General features: G+C 43.7%; 17 protein-coding genes. 13 read left to right on the forward strand and 4 right to left on the reverse strand.

Annotated features, from left to right (window positions below; all coding sequences use genetic code 11):
• Positions 1-699 precede the first annotated feature (699 nt).
• From helD to wrbA, 4 genes are all read left to right on the forward strand, one after another.
• Entirely contained in the window at positions 700-2,967 is a 2,268-nt protein-coding gene (gene helD / locus NQ095_RS14050; RefSeq protein WP_258264093.1) for an RNA polymerase recycling motor HelD, read from the forward strand.
• A gap of 226 nt (positions 2,968-3,193) precedes the next feature.
• The gene (locus NQ095_RS14055) at positions 3,194-4,024 is read left to right on the forward strand and encodes an aldo/keto reductase (RefSeq protein WP_258264094.1); all 831 of its coding nucleotides are present in this window, start codon (positions 3,194-3,196) and stop codon (positions 4,022-4,024) included.
• Between the two features lie 271 nt (positions 4,025-4,295).
• Positions 4,296-4,706, forward strand: a complete 411-nt coding sequence (locus NQ095_RS14060; protein ID WP_375162841.1) for a DoxX family protein — start codon at positions 4,296-4,298, stop codon at positions 4,704-4,706.
• A gap of 77 nt (positions 4,707-4,783) precedes the next feature.
• Entirely contained in the window at positions 4,784-5,398 is a 615-nt protein-coding gene (wrbA, locus tag NQ095_RS14065; RefSeq protein ID WP_258264095.1) for an NAD(P)H:quinone oxidoreductase, read from the forward strand.
• Between the two features lie 70 nt (positions 5,399-5,468).
• On the opposite strand, the gene NQ095_RS14070 is transcribed toward wrbA, so the two are convergent.
• Positions 5,469-6,353 (reverse strand): RluA family pseudouridine synthase, encoded by an 885-nt coding sequence (locus NQ095_RS14070; protein ID WP_258264096.1) that lies wholly within the window; start codon positions 6,351-6,353, stop codon positions 5,469-5,471.
• Positions 6,354-6,524: 171 nt separating this feature from the next.
• Here NQ095_RS14070 and NQ095_RS14075 point away from each other — a divergent pair, with 171 nt between their 5' ends.
• Positions 6,525-6,926, forward strand: coding sequence for a YhcU family protein (locus NQ095_RS14075; RefSeq protein ID WP_258264097.1), 402 nt, complete (start codon positions 6,525-6,527; stop codon positions 6,924-6,926).
• 180 nt (positions 6,927-7,106) lie between these two features.
• Here NQ095_RS14075 and NQ095_RS14080 read toward each other — a convergent pair whose 3' ends face one another.
• Positions 7,107-7,580 (reverse strand): thioredoxin family protein, encoded by a 474-nt coding sequence (locus NQ095_RS14080; protein ID WP_258264098.1) that lies wholly within the window; start codon positions 7,578-7,580, stop codon positions 7,107-7,109.
• Between the two features lies 1 nt (position 7,581).
• Complete coding sequence (locus tag NQ095_RS14085) at positions 7,582-8,007, reverse strand: disulfide oxidoreductase (protein ID WP_258264099.1); 426 nt, start codon at positions 8,005-8,007, stop codon at positions 7,582-7,584.
• A gap of 167 nt (positions 8,008-8,174) precedes the next feature.
• Between NQ095_RS14085 and NQ095_RS14090 the strand changes: the two genes are divergently transcribed.
• From NQ095_RS14090 to NQ095_RS14115, 6 genes are all read left to right on the forward strand, one after another.
• Positions 8,175-9,848 (forward strand): glycoside hydrolase family 13 protein, encoded by a 1,674-nt coding sequence (locus tag NQ095_RS14090; RefSeq protein ID WP_258264100.1) that lies wholly within the window; start codon positions 8,175-8,177, stop codon positions 9,846-9,848.
• Between the two features lie 192 nt (positions 9,849-10,040).
• Positions 10,041-11,582, forward strand: a complete 1,542-nt coding sequence (locus tag NQ095_RS14095) for a bifunctional GNAT family N-acetyltransferase/carbon-nitrogen hydrolase family protein (protein ID WP_159361671.1) — start codon at positions 10,041-10,043, stop codon at positions 11,580-11,582.
• A gap of 474 nt (positions 11,583-12,056) precedes the next feature.
• Complete coding sequence (locus NQ095_RS14100; RefSeq protein WP_258264101.1) at positions 12,057-13,808, forward strand: phospho-sugar mutase; 1,752 nt, start codon at positions 12,057-12,059, stop codon at positions 13,806-13,808.
• Positions 13,809-13,980: 172 nt separating this feature from the next.
• The gene (locus NQ095_RS14105) at positions 13,981-15,096 is read left to right on the forward strand and encodes a GAF domain-containing sensor histidine kinase (RefSeq protein ID WP_258264102.1); all 1,116 of its coding nucleotides are present in this window, start codon (positions 13,981-13,983) and stop codon (positions 15,094-15,096) included.
• 14 nt (positions 15,097-15,110) lie between these two features.
• A complete protein-coding gene (locus tag NQ095_RS14110) occupies positions 15,111-15,746 on the forward strand; it encodes a response regulator transcription factor (protein WP_258264103.1) in 636 nt (211 codons plus the stop codon).
• Between the two features lie 21 nt (positions 15,747-15,767).
• On the forward strand, positions 15,768-16,310 hold the full coding sequence (locus NQ095_RS14115; RefSeq protein ID WP_258264104.1) for an NADPH-dependent FMN reductase: 543 nt from the start codon (positions 15,768-15,770) through the stop codon (positions 16,308-16,310).
• 107 nt (positions 16,311-16,417) lie between these two features.
• Here NQ095_RS14115 and NQ095_RS14120 read toward each other — a convergent pair whose 3' ends face one another.
• Positions 16,418-16,672, reverse strand: a complete 255-nt coding sequence (locus tag NQ095_RS14120) for a YhdB family protein (protein WP_034763164.1) — start codon at positions 16,670-16,672, stop codon at positions 16,418-16,420.
• Between the two features lie 167 nt (positions 16,673-16,839).
• Between NQ095_RS14120 and NQ095_RS14125 the strand changes: the two genes are divergently transcribed.
• Positions 16,840-17,142, forward strand: coding sequence for a YqzG/YhdC family protein (locus NQ095_RS14125; RefSeq protein WP_258264105.1), 303 nt, complete (start codon positions 16,840-16,842; stop codon positions 17,140-17,142).
• Between the two features lie 320 nt (positions 17,143-17,462).
• Entirely contained in the window at positions 17,463-18,653 is a 1,191-nt protein-coding gene (locus tag NQ095_RS14130; protein WP_258264106.1) for an MFS transporter, read from the forward strand.
• Positions 18,654-18,933: the final 280 nt, after the last annotated feature.

The following is an 18,933-nucleotide window of genomic DNA, read 5'->3' on the forward strand; positions in this document are numbered from 1 at the left end:
CGCCTCCGCTTTTCGTGTTGTCCAGCTCCGGCGGCTAGTCCCTCGAGGTCATAAGCTAAATTGGCCAGAAAGGCAAAAAGCGCCTTTCCAGCCAATTCATCTTATGCTTGTCGGGCCTGACCAAACCGCCTCCGCTTTTCGTGTTGTCCAGCTCCGGCGGCTAGTCCCTCGAGGTCATAAGCTAAATTGGCCAGAAAGGCAAAAAGCGCCTTTCCAGCCAATTCATCTTATGCTTGTCGGGCCTGACCAAGCCGCCTCCGCTTTTCGTGTTGTCCAGCTCCGGCGGCTAGTCCCTCGAGGTCATAAGCTAAATTGGCCAGAAAGGCAAAAGGCGCCTTTCCAGCCAATTCATCTTATGCTTGTCGGGCCTGACCAAGCCGCCTCCGCTTTTCCTCTTGTATCTTCCTGAATTATCTGATAACATATATTCCTGCTCCCAAACGCCTACATAATTTTTACAGATTTCGATATGTCTTAATATCGTCTAGCTCCGGCGGCTAGGCCCTCGAAGTCATAAGATGAGTCTCTCAAGAAGGCAAAAAGCGCCTTCACGCCAGACTCATCTTATGCTTTTCGGGCCTGATCGAGCTGTCTCTGCTTTTCGTTATAAACGTTTTCCCCACCGAGAGTCGTTACCTTGGTGGAATTGGCAAGACGTTTTTTCTCCATTGCGGCTAAAACATTTGAAAGGAGAAATGTATGACGAAGGAATCGACTATTCATCCCGATTTTTCAAGTGAATCAGAACGGTTAGAGTTTACAAAGCGCTATATCGATGTGGTCATCAGCACATCTCAGACGAGTAAGGAAAAGTATAAGGAAAACATGGAAAAAGCTTTTGGAGATATTGATTGGGGAGAGTCGAGTGCCGCCTACATCGATATCTTGACGAACTCAAGCTTTTTTGAGATGTCCAAAGAAGAATTGGAGTCCCTTACGAAAGCAAAGACAAAACCTTACTTTGCCCGGATCGATTTTCAACATGAGGGTTCAGGCAAGGTGGAGAAGCATTACATCGGGAAGACCTCCCTGTATCAGCGGGAGAACCAGGAGCAGATCATCGTGGACTGGCGCTCTCCCATCGCAAACCTGTATTACGAAGGAAGGATAGGCGATGTGTCGTACGTCGTGGAAGGAGAGACGTACGAAGGTGATTTGTCCCTGAAGCGGCAATACATGATTGAAGATGGACTCCTGGAAGAAATTCGCGATATTGACTTAACGACAACGGATGAACTGCTTCAGGACTCATTAGCTAAAAGCTCCAGTAACCGGCTGACTGAAATCATTTCCACCATTCAGGAGGAACAGAACCGGATCATCCGTGCCGACTTGAACAAGCCGATCATTGTACAGGGTGCGGCGGGAAGCGGGAAAACAACCATTGCCCTTCACCGGATTTCTTATTTTATTTACAATTACAAACAACACTTTGATCCGAGACAACTGATGATTCTGGCTCCGAGTAATTTGTTCATCGACTATATTTCAGAAGCGTTGCCGGAACTTGGGGTGGAACGGGTGAGGCAAACGACATTCACGGATTATGTTATGACCTGCTTAGAAAAGAAGCTTACCATTATAGAAGATAACAAACTCATTCAGCTGATCGAGACCCATGATGAAAAGGTAGAGACAGCATCATGGATATCAGGATTCAAAGGATCTAAAGCATTCAGGAGAATTCTCGAGCATTATATAGAAGAAGTCGAACAGCGCTTTTATACATCAAAGGACTTCTATGTGGATAAATACAAGCTCTACACGGCCAAAAGGTTCACCCATCTTTTCAAAGAGGAATATACGTATATGCCGATCTATCGCCGGGTGGAAAAGCTGAAGTCACTCCTTCAAGGTTACGTCCGCTCGAACAAGAAGCAAATGGTTGCGAAGGTGGAGAAATTCTTTGATGAGCGGATCGAAACGGCACTCTTTGAACGATCAAAGGCAGGAAACCGAAAGGAATATGTCTCGAAAGCATTGGATAAGAAAACAGAGCGTGTGGACGAGATCAAGAAAGCGATACGAACAAGCGTCAATGGATATATGAAGCAGTTTGAAAAGAAAAATCTGCATCAATACTTCATAGAACTATTTTCGGATCCTGTGCGTCTTGCTTCCTACTCAAAGGGGGAAATCAGCGGCAGACAGGCGGAACAACTCTGTCACTACACGTTGAAATATGCGAAGAAAAAGCAGTACGAAGTAGAAGACTTGGCTATCCTGTTGTACTTGCAATCCCATTTATTTGGAATCGACAAATTCCATAAAGCAAAAAACATCGTCATAGATGAAGCACAGGATTATAGCTATATGCAGCTCTTTTCATTAAAACGTGCTCTTGAGACCGACATGTTTACCCTGGTCGGGGATCTTGCTCAAGGGATCCACTCATACCGGGGTCTTCAGTCCTGGGAACCTGTCTATCGGGACATCTTTCCGAGGGCGACCTATACCGAGCTTCAAAAAAGCTACCGTACGACGATTGAAATCATGGAGGAAGCGAATAAACTGCTGAGTCTCTTACCCTATGATTTCCCTAAAGTCAACCCGGTCGTACGACACGGAGATGCTCCGAGCTTTGATGAGTATGTACAAGTGGATGAACTCGCTTCCTTCATCGAGAAGAGAGTGGATTCAGGACGGAAGGAAGGATTCCAAACCTTCGCTGTCATCGGAAAAAGCATGACGGACTGTGTGAAAATAAGCGAAATCCTTCAAGAGAGGCAGCCCGGGAAAGTAAAGTTGTTGGAAGAACGGGAATCGATCCCGAAAGATCAAATCGTCGTCGTTCCTTCCTATCTCTCAAAAGGACTCGAGTTTGACGTGGTCATCATCGCTGCGGTGGAGGAATCATTCAACCCGGAAAACGAACTCGACATCAAGCTCCAGTACGTGGCCATGACACGACCACTTCATAAGCTTCTGTTCATAGGAAAGAAAAAAGAACAATTCATCGGTAGGTAGGCAAAGTAGAAGAAGAGGAGGCTCACCGCCAGCCCCGCGGAAAGCGAGCAACAGTATTTACGTAAACAGCTACATGATAAATCCGACCGATTTCTTCGTTCGGATTTTCTTTTTCCTAAAGAATTTTGTCCCAGCCTCCTATTTCTGATCAAGGAATATCCCAAAATCATAAAATTAGCAAAATGCAGATTAAGTTTGTAAAATAATGAATCAGGAGGGATGCAATATGTTGAAAAACTTACAGAGTACAAAAACGCTACATAACGGAATCGACATTCCTTATGTCGGTTTAGGAGTTTACCAAATGAAAGATCCGTCTGAAACGGTACAGGCTGTTCGAGCTGCGATTCAGTCAGGGTACCGTTCCATCGATACCGCGGCGATCTACGATAATGAAGAAAGCGTAGGTCAAGGGGTGAAAGAAGGTGGAGTAGCAAGAGAGGACCTGTTCATCACTTCGAAAGTGTGGAATAGTGACCAAGGCTATGATACGACTTTAAAAGCATTTGAAACGAGCCTGAAGAAGCTGGAGATGGATTATCTGGACATGTATCTCATTCACTGGCCGGTAGAAGGAAAGTACAATGATACGTGGAAAGCGATGGAGAGGCTGCACGGAGAAGGATTGATCAAGTCAATCGGTGTAAGTAACTTCCACCAGCATCATCTGGAAGACTTGATGAAAAACAGCAATGAAAAACCTGTATTAAATCAAATCGAGTTACATCCTCGTTTGAATCAGGAGAAAATAAGAGAATTCTGTGCTTCACAAAATATCGCAGTAGAAGCGTGGTCACCAATCGCTCAAGGGCGTGTACTGGATGAACCTACACTAAACCACATTGCAGAGAAGCATGAAAAGTCTGCTGCACAGGTGATTCTGCGCTGGCACCTTCAGAATGATGTCATCATCATTCCAAAGTCAGTTCATGAAAACCGCATTATAGAAAATGCAGATCTGTTCAACTTCGAACTATCGCTGGAAGAAATGAATCAAATCAACCAACTGAACCTGGACGAACGTTTTGGTCCAGATCCAGACAACTTCGATTTTTAATCGATAACACGAAGAGGTCCGTCCCTCCAGAGAAAGGGGACGGACCTCTTTTTTCTTCCTCCAACCCATTTCAATAAATGTTGCAAATAGTTATTGACAGAGAGGAGAAGAGTATTATACAATTATCTCGAAATCAAAATAATCACATTCGAGATAACTTGTCTATTTTTTTAATTATATATCTCAAATTCAAGATAGTTGACATAAGAATAATTGAATTTGAAATGTTTGAAGCTAAATCTCGAAGGGAAAACATGAAGGAGGAAAAAAGATGACAGCATTGGCTGCGTTCGGTTTATTGGTCATTCGTTTGGTTGTGGGATTAACTTTCGCTGCTCACGGAACACAGAAATTATTTGGGTGGTTCGGAGGTCATGGAATACAGGGCACGGGAGGTTTCTTTGAGTCGATTGGAATCAAGCCGGGAAGAATGATGGCGTTACTTGCAGGGTTATCCGAAGTAGTGGGTGGATTATTGTTTGCCGCAGGCTTCCTTACGCCATTAGGTGCATTACTCATCATTGGCACGATGATCGTGGCCATCGTGAAGGTTCACGGTGCAAACGGTTATTGGGCAACGCAAAATGGTACAGAATATAATGTGATGCTCATTGTTGTGGCACTAGGGGTAGCCCTCGTAGGAGCAGGGAGCTTTTCAATAGATGCACTATTATTTTCTTAATGGATTTACATGCAACCTGATTCTGTGTTTCATCCAATTACTATATATAAAACATATTAAAAGGAGAGATTTTGATTATGTCTAACGTAAAATTGGCAATCATGTATTACAGTTCAACAGGAACCAACTATCAGATGGCGAAATGGGCAGAAGAGGCTGCGAAAGAAGCAGGGGCAGAAGTGAAATTGCTTCGCTTTGAAGAGACTGCACCAGAAGGAGCGATTGCTTCCAACCCGGCATGGGAAAAGCACTATAAAGAAACAAAAGATACGGTCCCGGTAGCAACCCTGGATGATCTGGAATGGGCAGACGCATATCTATTCAACGTTCCAACCAGATTCGGAAATGTACCTTCTCAGGTCAAAGCGTTTCTGGATACGACTGGAGGCCTTTGGTTCAATGGGAAACTGGCAAACAAAGTAGTAAGCGCCACATCATCTGCAAGCAACTCACACGGTGGGCAGGAGCAAACAGTTCTGGCTCTGTACACAACGATGATGCACTGGGGTGCCATCATCGCAGCACCTGGATACACAGACCAATCAAGCTTTGCGACTGGAGGAAATCCATACGGTACGAGTGTAACGGTCGATCAGGAAGGGAAAATGGTTGAATCCGTTGAACCTGCCGTGAAACACCAAACCCGCCGTACGATCCAAATCGCTGAAGCGGTGAAAAATGGATTGAAATAAATATTAAAAGACCTGGTCACTCTTGATTTTGAGTGACCAGGTCTTTTTTGTGCTTATTTGATGGGGTCCATTACAACCCTACATCATCCCTGCAATCCGCCTCACATTCAATCCGTTCCCCCGTCAGAGGATGAGGGAATGAAATTCGTGCTGCATGCAGTGCCTGCCTGCTGAATACCGATTTCCCCCCATATAATGTGTCGCCAACCAGAGGGTGACCGATGTGGCTCATATGCACGCGGATTTGGTGCGTACGGCCGGTATCAAGCTGTATTTCGATGAGTGTGTTCGGATTCCTGAATTCCATCACTTTATAATGAGTCACTGCATCCTGCCCGGAAGGAGAAACCCTTCTTCTCGTATTGTGATGACGATCTCTCCCTATCGGCTCGGAAATGGTGCCTTTTTTTTGTTTCAATCGACCGTGAACCAGGGCATGATAGGTACGCTTGATCTGGCGCTCTGCAAGAAGCCTGTCAAGGATTGCCTTACTTAACGGATGCTTGGCGAAGATGAGCGCACCGGACGTATCTCGATCCAACCGATGGATATGTAAGACACGACAGCTTTCCCCTTGTGCCTGATGATGGAAAGCGACTAGGTTGGCCAGGGTATCCGTTTCATCAGGAGTATTCGGATGAGTATCGATCCCGGCCGGTTTGTTGACGACAATCAGATGTTCATCTTCAAACAACACATCCAATTCTCCGTAGGTTGGGGGAACATCGTATTCGACTTCCTTGAATAAACGGATCTGTAGAATATCCCCTTGTGAGAGGGGAGCGGTCCATGAAATCAACTCTCCGTTCACTTTGACATCACCGTCCATCCTCATGGAATGAACCAGTTTCTTAGGGGCCTGCCAGTGATTTCTAAGAATTGTTTCAATCGTTACATTTTTCCAATTATTTGGAATAACTAGGTCGAATCGTTCGCCTATTTTCCTTGTTTTCATCAAAAAACTCCTTTAAATGACAAAAATCTTATACTCTTGTGGGTATTTAATCCTACCATAACCCCTATTCAACCCAATTCATGGGTATAATTACCACGCTGTTGGTTCTACTTCTATGTTATCCTTAATATATCTATTACAGAGAGATTACAACCATTACAAAGGTGGGTTATGATGGTGAAAGTTTTACTAGCATCAACACATGAACAGGAAGACAAAATTCAAGAGCTTATACAGTACATGTATTGTACTATTTTCCCTGATTATTTCACAGATGATGAAATCGAACAATTCGATGATATGCAAGTATTACATACGACGACGAGAAACTTTGAATATTTTGGGACCCTTAAAGAAGCATTTCAGGTGATCTCAAGCCTGCAAACGCTGATCTCCATCGTCGAAAGCGGATCAAAAGAAGACGTATATGAAGATATGTTCTATCACAATGCCGGGATCCTTCAAAGCTTTGGCATGTTCTTTCCTTTATCGTATGATCAATTTACGGAAGAAGCAGACTGTAAACATAATCTCAGCATTTACTCGAGGGCGGATAACCAGCTGCTTGTGTAAGCTGTATCACGCTCTTAATAGTTAGATACTTTAGAAAATTCTCATTAACATGTTTGAAACGTTCTTGTGAGGGGAAAATAGCATGTAATAAGTTAATCTTGAAGATACAACGTATCTTCATCTTGAAATTCCTCCTCACTTGAAAGGGGCTGACTCGTGGAAAAGTCAGCCCCTCTTTTTTTATTCTGATTTTACGTTCTCTTCGAAAAATGATTTGAAATCTTCTTTAGGGTGTTCCCCTACGATTCTTGCCACTTCTTTTCCATTCTCGTAATGAACGAGTGTAGGGGTGGCTTCGATTCCGTATTGATCCCAGCCCTGTTCGAATTCAAGCAGATTATATTGAACCATGTCGACTCCCATATCTTCGGCAAGAGGTGCGAGGGTAGGTGTCGTTCTTTTACAATGGATACAAGTAGAGCTATAAAAGTATACGGTTGCATCTTCTTTGTTCTTTAATTTCTCCTCCAGCTCTTCGGGAAGGATGACATTTTGATAGTTCGGATCATCCAGCAGTTCAACGGTCGCCGGATCGAGTTTCGCTTTTTTGAATTTATTCCCCTCGGCTTTTTGATTGTTCTGGACGCTTGTGACAATGGCGATGGCTGCGAATAATGCGACAATGGCCACCAGGAATATGATGATTTTCTTCAATCTAGTTTTCCTCCTTTAAAGCTTTTAATACAATAACACTTGAACTGAAGATGATGATGAAACCCAAGAGTGCAAGGAACGGAATCGTGATAAAACCGAACAGGTTGATGTATTCACCTGTACAAGGAACACGTCCGCAGGCAGGTGCATTTTCAGTTAAGATCGTAATTTTTTGGATAGAGTAGTGATAAATGGAAATGAGTAGGCCGATACCGGAAAAAATCGTAGAATATAATGCCGCTTTAAAATCTTTGCGTACATAAGCCACTCCTAGTAAAATCACCATCGGGTACATTAATATGCGCTGATACCAGCATAATTCGCATGGCTCATATTTCATGATTTCAGAGAAATATAAACTCCCCATCGTGGCGATCAGGGAAGAAGCCCAAGCTAGGAATAACAGAGAATCTGCTTTTTTATTCATATAGAATTCCTTTCTACATATATTCTATCAAATTATAGTATGATATTATTATAAATGTAAAATGAGAAAACTTTATGAAGAAATATGATATTTTTTTAACGATTTGTGCAAACGGTTGCAGAAAGCGTTTGCTCGTTACTGACGGATCTAACAGGAGGAAAACACATATGACAAAACAATGGTGGAAAGAATCGGTAGTCTATCAAATTTATCCTCGCAGTTTCATGGATAGCAACGGTGATGGGGTCGGGGATATCATAGGAATCATTTCTAAATTGGATTATTTAAAAGAACTGGGTATTGACGTGATATGGTTATCTCCTGTCTACGAATCACCGAATGATGACAATGGATATGATATTAGCGACTATAAAAAAATCATGGATGAGTTCGGCACAATGGCTGATTGGGAAGAAATGCTTGGGGAAATTCATAAACGTGGTATGAAGCTTGTGATGGATCTAGTGGTGAATCATTCTTCCGATGAGCACGGCTGGTTTGTGGAATCCAGGAAATCAAAGGATAATCCATATCGTGATTATTATATTTGGCGTGACGGAAAAGACGGGAAAGAGCCGAATAACTGGGAATCTGTATTTAGCGGTTCTGCGTGGGAATTTGATGAGACGACAAAAGAATATTTCTTACATCTCTTTTCTAAAATGCAGCCGGATCTCAACTGGGAGAATCCGAGGTTGCGCCAGGAAATCTATGAGATGATGAGATTCTGGCTGGATAAAGGAATCGACGGTTTCCGTATGGACGTCATCAACTTTATATCGAAAGTGCCGACATTACCAGATGCGCCGAACCCTGAAGGCAAAACATATGCTTCCGGTCATGAGTACTTTATGAACGGTCCACGCATTCATGAATTTCTTCAGGAAATGAATCAAGAGGTCCTCTCTCATTATAAGGCGATGACGGTTGGTGAGATGCCGGGTGTGACACCGGAGGATGCCGTACTTTACACTGGCGAAGACCGCAATGAAGTGAATATGGTATTTCAGTTCGAGCATATGGATGTCGATTCGGGTCCAGGAGGGAAATGGGACGTGATACCATTCGATCTTGTGAAATTGAAATCAATCCTGACTAAATGGCAAACCGAACTGCATGGTAAGGGTTGGAACAGTTTATATTGGAACAACCACGATCAGCCAAGAATCGTCTCAAGGCTTGGCGATGATGGGGAGTACCGGGTGAAGTCTGCTAAAATGCTTGCGACCCTCCTCCACATGATGCAGGGGACCCCATACATTTATCAAGGGGAAGAGCTGGGAATGACGAATGTCCGATTCTCGTCCATTGACGACTACAAGGATATCGAAACCCTCAACATGTATCGTGAAAAAATAGCGTTAGGAATGGATCCTGAGGAAATTATGAAATCCATTTACGTAAAAGGAAGAGACAACGCAAGGACCCCTATGCAATGGGACGGTACGGAGCACGGTGGATTCACAGAAGGAGAACCATGGATCGCCAGTAACCCGAACTACAAAGAAATCAATGCTGAAAAGGCTTTAAACGATCCGGAATCCATTTTCTACTACTACCAAAAATTGATCGCCATCCGCAAAAAGCATGACATCATTCCATACGGATCATTCGATCTTCACTATGCCGATCACCCTTCCGTATATGCCTATACGAGGACCCATGGGAATCAAAAGATCCTCGTTCTTTGCAATGTGTCAGGAGAAGAGCAAGTCATCGACAACATTGCTTCATTTGATATCACTAAGGCTGAAGTCCTCATAACAAACGAAGGGCTACATGAAAAAGATGCATTTACTTTAAACCCTTGGGAAGCAACGGCTTATTATTTTAAAGGGTAGGATGAAAGGAAGCACCTGGAGCGGAAATCCACCACTACTGGCTTTTAAAGAAAATATAGAGACAAATCATATTTCTTCAAAAAATCCTCACCCCTTTGCTAAAATAAAAGAAATGGACTGTCATGAACTTCGTTTCAACAGTGCACTATAAGGGTATATAATTCAGGTATTTTATGAAGGAGTCGATCATAGTTGGCAGAAAAACTGGACTTATCACAATTTGAAAAGAAAATGATCATCCGTCCAATGGAACATAAGGACATTCAAGATATTATCAACATGCAGTCTGTCTGCTTTCCAGGGATGGACCCATGGAAAGTGGAGCATCTGGAGAGTCACCTCGAAGTGTTTCCGGAAGGTCAGCTCGTAGCAGAATTAGATGGGGAAATCATCGCATCATGCTCGAGTCTGATCATTAACTTTGATGAATATGACGACCGTCACTCATGGGATGATGTAACGGATAATGGTTACATAACCAATCACAATCCCGATGGCTATAACCTGTACGGGATCGAAGTGATGGTGCATCCGGATTACCGGCGCATGAAGGTAGGTCACCGTCTGTATGAAGCAAGAAAGGATCTTGCCAGGCAGTGGAATTTAAAGAGTATCATCATTGGGGGACGAATCCCGAATTATCATAAACATTCTGATGAAATGTCTCCAAGGGAGTACGTTGATTCAGTGGGGCGTCATAAGATTTACGATCCCGTGCTTTCGTTCCAGCTTCTGAATGGATTCACCCTGATGAGGATCAATCCGAACTACCTGCCTGATGATAAGCGGTCCCATAAGTACGCCACACTGATGGAATGGAATAATGTCGACTACCGTCCATCCAGCAAACGTCACTTCAAAACGAGCTATCCGGTCCGAATCTGTGTCGTTCAATATATGATGCGGAAAATCAACTCCTTTGAAGAGTTTGCGAATCAGGTGGAGTATTTCACCGATGTGGCTTCCGATGCAAAGTCGGATTTCGTGGTGTTCCCTGAGATTTTCACCACCCAGCTCATGTCATTCCTGAACATTCAATCACCAAGCCTTGCTGTCAGAAGGTTGACAGATTTCACAGAGGATTATATTGAATTATTCACGGACCTTGCCGTTCGGTACAATGTCAACATCATTGGGGGATCTCACTTCGTCAAGGAAGAAAACGATGAAATCTACAATATTGCCTATCTCTTCCGCCGTGATGGGACGATCGAAAAGCAATACAAAGTTCACATCACACCGAATGAACGAAAATGGTGGGGAATCAGCCCCGGGGATTCTGTCAGGGTCTTCGATACGGATTGCGGAAAGATCGCGATTCAGATCTGCTATGATATTGAATTCCCAGAGCTTGCCCGTATCGCAACAGACAAAGGGGCGAAGATCATCTTCACCCCGTTCTGTACAGAGGATCGTCAAGGCTATCTTCGCGTCCGATACTGTGCACAGGCACGTGCTGTGGAGAATCAGATCTATACAGTCATTTCCGGTACGGTCGGTAATCTTCCACAAACGGAAAATATGGACATCCAATACGCCCAGTCCGGCATCTTTGCCCCGTCCGACTTCGAATTTGCACGCGACGGAATCGTAGGCGAAACAAACCCGAACATCGAAATGGTCATGATCGGAGACGTCGACCTCGAAGTCCTCCGCCGCCAGCGCCAATCAGGAACCGTCCGTCAGCTCAAAGACCGACGCCATGATGTTTATGGAGTGAATTATAAGAAGTAATCCCAAACGAGCGAAAGATGAATGGGAAAAAATATCGGTAACAAAGAAAATCCGAACGGTACTTTGAATTTCTTTAATGAAATTCAAATTCGTTCGGATTTTTTCATGATTATTGTGACAACATGTTTATTGTATTTAGCAGGTTCCAGCTATTGATTGGAGTGCAAGACGAAGACTCCCACGGGAAAAGCGGAATAGGTGAGACCCCGCAGGAGCGATAGCGACGAGGAGGCTAGCCGAACGCCCGTGGAAAGCGAAGTCTTGCACGGAAATCAATAGCGGTAAACCACGTGATCTAAATCTTTTTAGTATATATTAACCTATATTAGAAAGAAAAAAGACAAATTCCAACGAGAGAAATTATGCTAAAATAAGGATTAAACGAATCTTGTCGACATGTGACGGATTGTTTTAGAAGGAATTCTACAATATATGATAGAATTCATTATTATACAGCATTAGGAGGGGATCGTTTTGAGTTGGAAAACATCTTGGGAAAAATGGAGCAGCTACTTACATCTGGACAAAGAAGTCAATGAACTTTTAGAGTCGATGAAAGACGACGAAAAGACCTTGGAAGACGCATTCTACAAAAACCTGGAATTCGGTACTGGTGGAATGAGGGGAGAAATCGGTCCCGGAACCAATCGAATGAACATCTATACAGTCAGAAAAGCCTCTGAAGGACTAGCACGATACATAGAAGAACAAGGGCAGGAGGCTAAAAACCGCGGAGTTGTAATCGCTTACGACTCCCGTTATAAATCACCTGAATTTGCCATGGAGTCAGCGAAAACCCTTGCAACCCATGGCATCCAAACATATGTCTTCGATGAATTGAAGCCGACACCGGAGCTTTCATTTGCCTTGCGTCAGCTAAAGGCATTCTCCGGCATCGTGGTGACTGCAAGCCATAATCCGCCTGAATACAATGGGTATAAAGTGTACGGGGAAGATGGTGCACAACTTCCGCCACTTGTAGCGGATGCAGTGATCGAGAAAGTGAACGCTGTTGAAAACGAACTGGAAATCCATGTTCAGACCGAAGAAGAATTAAAATCAGCCGGCCTGATTAAAATGATCGGTGAAGATATCGATCAATCATACCTGGAACATTTGATTTCGATTTCAGAGAAACCTCAGATCGCCAAGGAAACCGATTTGAAAATCGTATTCTCACCACTGCATGGCACTGCCTTGAAGATGGCAGAAAAAGGTTTGAAAGCATTAGGATATGAGCAAGTTCACATTGTAAAGGAACAGGCAGTCCCGGATCCGGAATTTACAACAGTGAAGTCTCCTAACCCTGAGGACAAAGCGGCGTTTGAATACAGCATCCGTGACGGGAAGGAAATCGACGCGGATATCCTGATTGCGACAGATCCCGATGCAGATCGTTTAGGCGTAGCGGTAAAAGGCGAAACAGGCGAGTATATCCTCCTTACTGGAAACCAGACAGGTGCCATCCTCCTGGAATATATCCTTGCCCGCAAACAGGAAAAGAACATGATCCCTGAAAACGGCCGGGTATTCAAAACCATCGTAACATCCGAATTGGGCCGTAAAGTCGCTGAGCATTATGGAGCTTCAGTCGAGGATGTACTGACTGGTTTTAAATTCATCGGTGAAAAAATCAAGCAATACGAACAAACAGGTGAATATTCATTCTTATTCGGATATGAAGAGAGCTATGGATACTTGATCGGCGACTTCGCCCGTGATAAGGATGCCATTCAAGCAGTATTGATGGCGGCAGAAGCAGCTGCATATTATAAAAGTGAAGGTAAAACGCTATACAATGTTTTGAATGAATTATTTGAAAAACACGGATTCTACCAGGAAGGACTGAAGAGTCTGACCCTTAAAGGAAAAGAAGGCGCCGAACAAATTCAGGGGATCCTGAAGGACTTCAGAAACGAACCGTTGAAAGAAGTGGCAGGCTTACGTGTGGTTTCTTCAGAGGACTACAAAACAAGTAAGAAAGTGGATATGGTATCCGGTGAGGAATCATTGATCTCTCTACCATCTTCCAATGTGTTGAAATATTATCTTGAAGATGGATCTTGGATTTGCTTCCGTCCATCAGGGACCGAACCTAAGATCAAGTTCTATTTCAGCGTGATCGGGGAGACCGAAAGCGATAGCGGTGATAAATTACAAGCCCTGCAGGATGCCATCATGGCGAAAGTCGAAACGATGATCAGTTCGTCTGTAGGAAAGGCGTAGCCTTCATTTATTCTAAAAACAAGAGATGTTCCTGCATCTCTTGTTTTTTTGACTTGTGATGAGAACGAATGTTTTCGGTCAAAGGTCGTAGAATGGTGTCATTCTTTTTGATAATACCGAAATTATGAGAAATCTATATAATAGTAGTATAGGATCAGAGAGGACGATGAACATGAATTCTGAATCCCTTTCAAATATCGGACTTTTGAAAGAGATAGCCGAATTGCTGAATAACGAAACAGAGCTTGAATCCATGCTTTCGGGTGCACTGAAGAAGCTGATCAGGGGTTCAAACTTTACAACAGGGTGGATCTTTTTCATTGAAGAAGAAGGAAGCCACGAACTTGTTTCGTATGTGAACCTGCCTGGATCCCTCTCAGACCGCAAATGTGAGCCCATGAAAAAGGGTGGGTGCTGGTGTGTGAATCGATTTCGCAAAGGTAAGCTCACCAAAGCGTCCAATATTATTGAATGTCAGCGGATCGAGCAGGCCATCGAAGATAACAGGGAAGATACAGATGATATTACGCATCATGCGACGGTTCCCCTCCAGTCAGGGGATGAGTCCTTTGGGTTATTGAATGTCGCAGCACCGAACAAGACCCACTTCACAACAGACGAACTGGCGCTTCTTGAATCGGTTGCCTTCCAGATCGGATCCGCCATCAAGCGCATTCTGCTCACGAAAAAAGAGCAGGAAGTCGCATTGATCGGAGAAAGGAACCGACTGGCAAGAGATCTTCATGATTCGGTCAATCAATTGCTGTTCTCCCTTACGTTAACGGCAAGGGGAGGGGCAGAAATGACCGGTGATGAAGAAGTGAAGGATACGTTCAAAACGATTCAAGGTATGGCTCAGGAAGCATTATCAGAAATGAGGGCTCTCATCTGGCAATTGAGACCCCATGGACTTGAGAATGGAGTCGTGGAAGCAGCCAAAGGATACGCAGAGATGCTTGGATTAACCTTGGAGACAAAAGTTGAAGGAGTCATTTCCTTAAGCTCTAGAATAGAAGAAGTGTTGTGGCGTGTCAGTCAGGAAGCACTGAATAACTGTAAGAAGCATTCCGGGGAGAAACACATCCTCTATACATTGAAAAGTGATTTGCAATTCGTTCATTTGACAATTGAAGATAGAGGATACGGATTTCAATATGACGGAATGCAGTCCCTCCCTTCAGTAGGGATCCAAAGTATGAAAGAACGTGTAAAAAGCATTGGTGGTACGTTGACCATCGACAGTCAGCTTGGAATGGGAACGGTCATAACAGTTCAATTACCGTATTAGGAGGTGCCGGGTAAATGATTAGAGTATTGATAGCAGATGATCACCACGTCGTGCGGAGAGGGTTGGTTTTCTTTTTGAAAACACAAAAAGACTTGGATATTGTCGGTGAAGCGAGTGATGGGCAAGAGGCCGTCCGAATGGCTGCAACCTTGAAACCCGATATCATTCTAATGGATCTGATGATGCCGGTCATGGACGGGATCCAGGCGACCAGGGAAATTAAAGAGAGATATCCAGATATTCAAATTCTGATGCTGACGAGCTTTTCAGACCAGAATCACGTAATTCCCGCTATAGAAGCAGGGGCGGCCGGGTATCAGTTAAAGGACATTGAACCCGATGAATTAGTGAGTGGAATCCGAAAACTCCTATCGGGAGAAAATTCTCTTCACCCGAAAGCAACCAATCATTTACTGACGAGGATCACGAAACAAGACCCGCCCCATAAAATTCATGAACTGACAAAGCGGGAGAAGGATGTTTTGATTGAACTGACGAAAGGGAAGAGTAATAAAGAGATTGCTTCAAGCCTCTATATTACGGAAAAAACCGTCAAGACCCATATTTCGAACATTTTTTCCAAGCTGGAAGTGTCAGATCGGACACAAGCGGCACTCTATGCCGTGAAACATCAGTTGACAAAAAATTAATCTGGAAAGGATTTTTATGACATGAACATCGTAATTATTAACGGAAGCCCGAGAAAACGTGGACGCACTGGAATTGCGTCAAGATTCATTGCAAGAACATATGACTGTGACCTTATTGATTTAAGTGATGGCTCCCTTCCACTGTATACGGGAGAACAGGAGCAATCGGAGGTAGCCGCCGTCCAATCACTTAAGAAAAAAGTGAAAGATGCGGACGCCGTCATTTTAACTTCCCCGGAATATCACAGCGGTATGAGCGGGGCACTCAAAAACGCACTCGATTTCTTAAGCAGTGAGCAATTTGCCCATAAACCTGTTGCGCTTCTTGCATGCGCAGGCGGAGGGAAAGGCGGTATCAACTGCTTGAATAATCTTCGTATCGTCGGTCGGGGAGTGTATGCAAATGTCATTCCGAAGCAGCTTGTTCTTGATCCCCACTGCTTTGATTATGAAGGGGATGGTCTATTAGAGGAACCTGCCAAGTTAGTGGATGATTTGTTGAGGGAATTAAAGGTGTATGTAAAAGCGGCTGAACTGGTGAAATCTGAAATTTCGTCCCAATGATGAAAAATCGGCATTTTGCCGGTTTTTTTTATGATGTTCTACCTAATAAAAGCTGATCCAATAGCGCATACTAATTGGATCAGCCGTAGGTGGAATTCTCTTTTTTGTTACATCTCTGCAAAGGTTTCCTGGAGTGGTTGCTCGACACTATAGGTAAAGTTTGCATGTTCGATATATCGTAAAAGCGTATAGAGATTACGCTCTACAACCGTGTAATCATTTGAAAAATGATACGCATGTAAGAAATGTTCAATTCTTTTTGAAAGAAGGTCATCCTTCGTTCTCACCATAAGGATCAACAGGTTATCCCATTCTGATCGGTGAGTGTAATACAAGGCCCGATCGTAATCGACTTTGTTCACTTGGTTTCCCTCCTTCTGAAGGGGTACTCCTATTGTATGGAGAAAACCGTTATTATTTCTCTGTAAAAGTTGGTACTGTTGCAAATGCTCGTTTTCCTTCTATTGGGTGAATAAAAACGCCTGATTAATTCATCCTATGTAATGAAACGTAAACAGAGGTGATGAAAATGAAGAAAGCAATCGTGATAGTATCAACTGTATTTTTTCTAGTATTTTCAAATCAGGTACACGCCGAACAGTCGGATTATAAGAAGTTTGGACGCATTGCGACAGCAGTCATCAAAGAGGACTATCCCGGGCAGCCGGTAAAGGATTATCAGTATCAGGGACGTCAGAAATTGACGGAGAACAAAGTTTCTGATGCCTTTGAATTTACCGTGCAAGAAAACAATGCAGAGAAAAAGGTCGTTGTCATCGTGGTGCACGATCTTGACAATGAAAAGGTACTCAACATCTCGGTGAAGGAGTAACGGAAAGATGAAGTCTTCTTTGAATAAGGAGGCTTTTTTTATTAGGTTGAAACTGCCATAAGGGTATTTTGGCTGGAATTTTGGTTGCTGGTATTGATTTGGCACAAGTATAGACAATGGGGAATAACCAAAATGCCACATAAAACCTGCACCCCAACATCAATCTAACGATAAACTAAAGTATTACCTGCAAAATCATCACTGTTTTGCTAAAATGAAATCATACATAATTCGTTTTGATTCTGAAAGGGGATCTTTGTTCCGATGCGATGCTGTTCTTTTCTAACCTATAAATTAACTGAATAGAGGGAGGAAGAGATATGCATTCCAATGCATTCAGAAATCTGTGGTTCGGTCAGGCATTGGCCAATATGGGGGATGTTTTCTATATCGTAGGGTTGATCTCCCTTGTTTACAACATTACCGGTTCTGCTCTTTATATGACAGCTGTTCCTTTAGTCATTACATTTTCACGATTTATCAGCAGTGTGGCAGCACCTCTTCTGTTGAATCGTACACAGTTGAAGAGCTTAATCGCGTATTCGCAAATAGGAAAGACATTTTTTTTATGTGTGTTCCTCCTGCTAATGGTACTCAATGTAGGGAATGTGTGGATCTATTTCGTTTGTGCCAGTATCATTTCTTTTTTGGATGGATGGGCACTCCCGGCGAGGAACTCATATGTGCCATTCCTTGTGAAGCGGGAAGAATTGATGGGAGCGAATGGATTTCTCTCTACCGTGGATCAGACGATTCAATTTTCCAGTTGGGCATTGGGCGGAATTCTTCTAGCGGTCCTGAATGCAACGAATCTTTTTATTGTGGTGATCCTCTTGTTCCTGGCCAGCACCTTTTATATGCTGAAACTCCCGGTCATTCCTAGTAGTACGCTGGAGGTTCGCAAGGTTTGGTGGCAGGAGCTTGGAGATGGATGGTCACAGGTTAAAAGGCGGAAGGGCCTGGTTCCCGTTTTTTGGATATACGGGCTGGAGTCGGTGTCAGGGACCGTCTGGATTGCGGCTGTTCTTTATTTGTATGTGGATCTCTTGCTTCAGCGGGGTGAAGAATGGTGGGGATTCATCAACTCAAGCTTCTTTGTCGGATTGGTCGTTGCCTCATTTCTCATATTTAAACTGCATGGCATCTTTTCAAAGTACCGGCAAAAGTGGCTCCCTTTCTGTATGATCGTCACTTCAGCTGTCACCCTTGTATTTGCATGGAATAAAATTGCCGTGATGGCACTGTTCTTGTCATTTGTATTTGGGTTGTTTGATCAAATTAAGAATGTAGTGCTTCAGACGTATTTACAGGAGAATGCGCCGCCGGAAGAGCTTGGCAAGATTTACGCTGCACAAGGGGCATTAACCACTCTCTTGTTCGGCTTATCGTCAGTGGGGGTTGGACTTCTCCTTGAAGTGATGAGTGTTTCAATGGTGTTCACCTTGTCTGCATTCTTGCTATTCACCACGCTCATTCCAGTTAAAATACTGCAAAAGAATCTGAATACGTAAGGTTGATAAAGAGGCTGTTCCCTGGATTAGGGGAACAGCCTCTTTAGGGTGACCCGTCACATGCTTGTCGCCCCAGAACGAGCCCCTTCCGCTTTTCTGCGATGTCCAGCTCCGGCGGCTAGTCCCTCGAGGTCATAAGCTAAATTGACCAAATAGGCAAAGACCGCCTTTTCGGTCAATTCATCTTATGCTTGTCGGGCCTGAGCAAGCCGCCTCCGCTTTTCTTTATGTCCAGCTCCGGTGGGTAGAGGCTCGAGGTCATAAGCTAAATGGGCCAAGA

The organism is Rossellomorea sp. SC111 (assembly GCF_024733565.1).
Lineage (GTDB): Bacteria > Bacillota > Bacilli > Bacillales > Bacillaceae_B > Rossellomorea.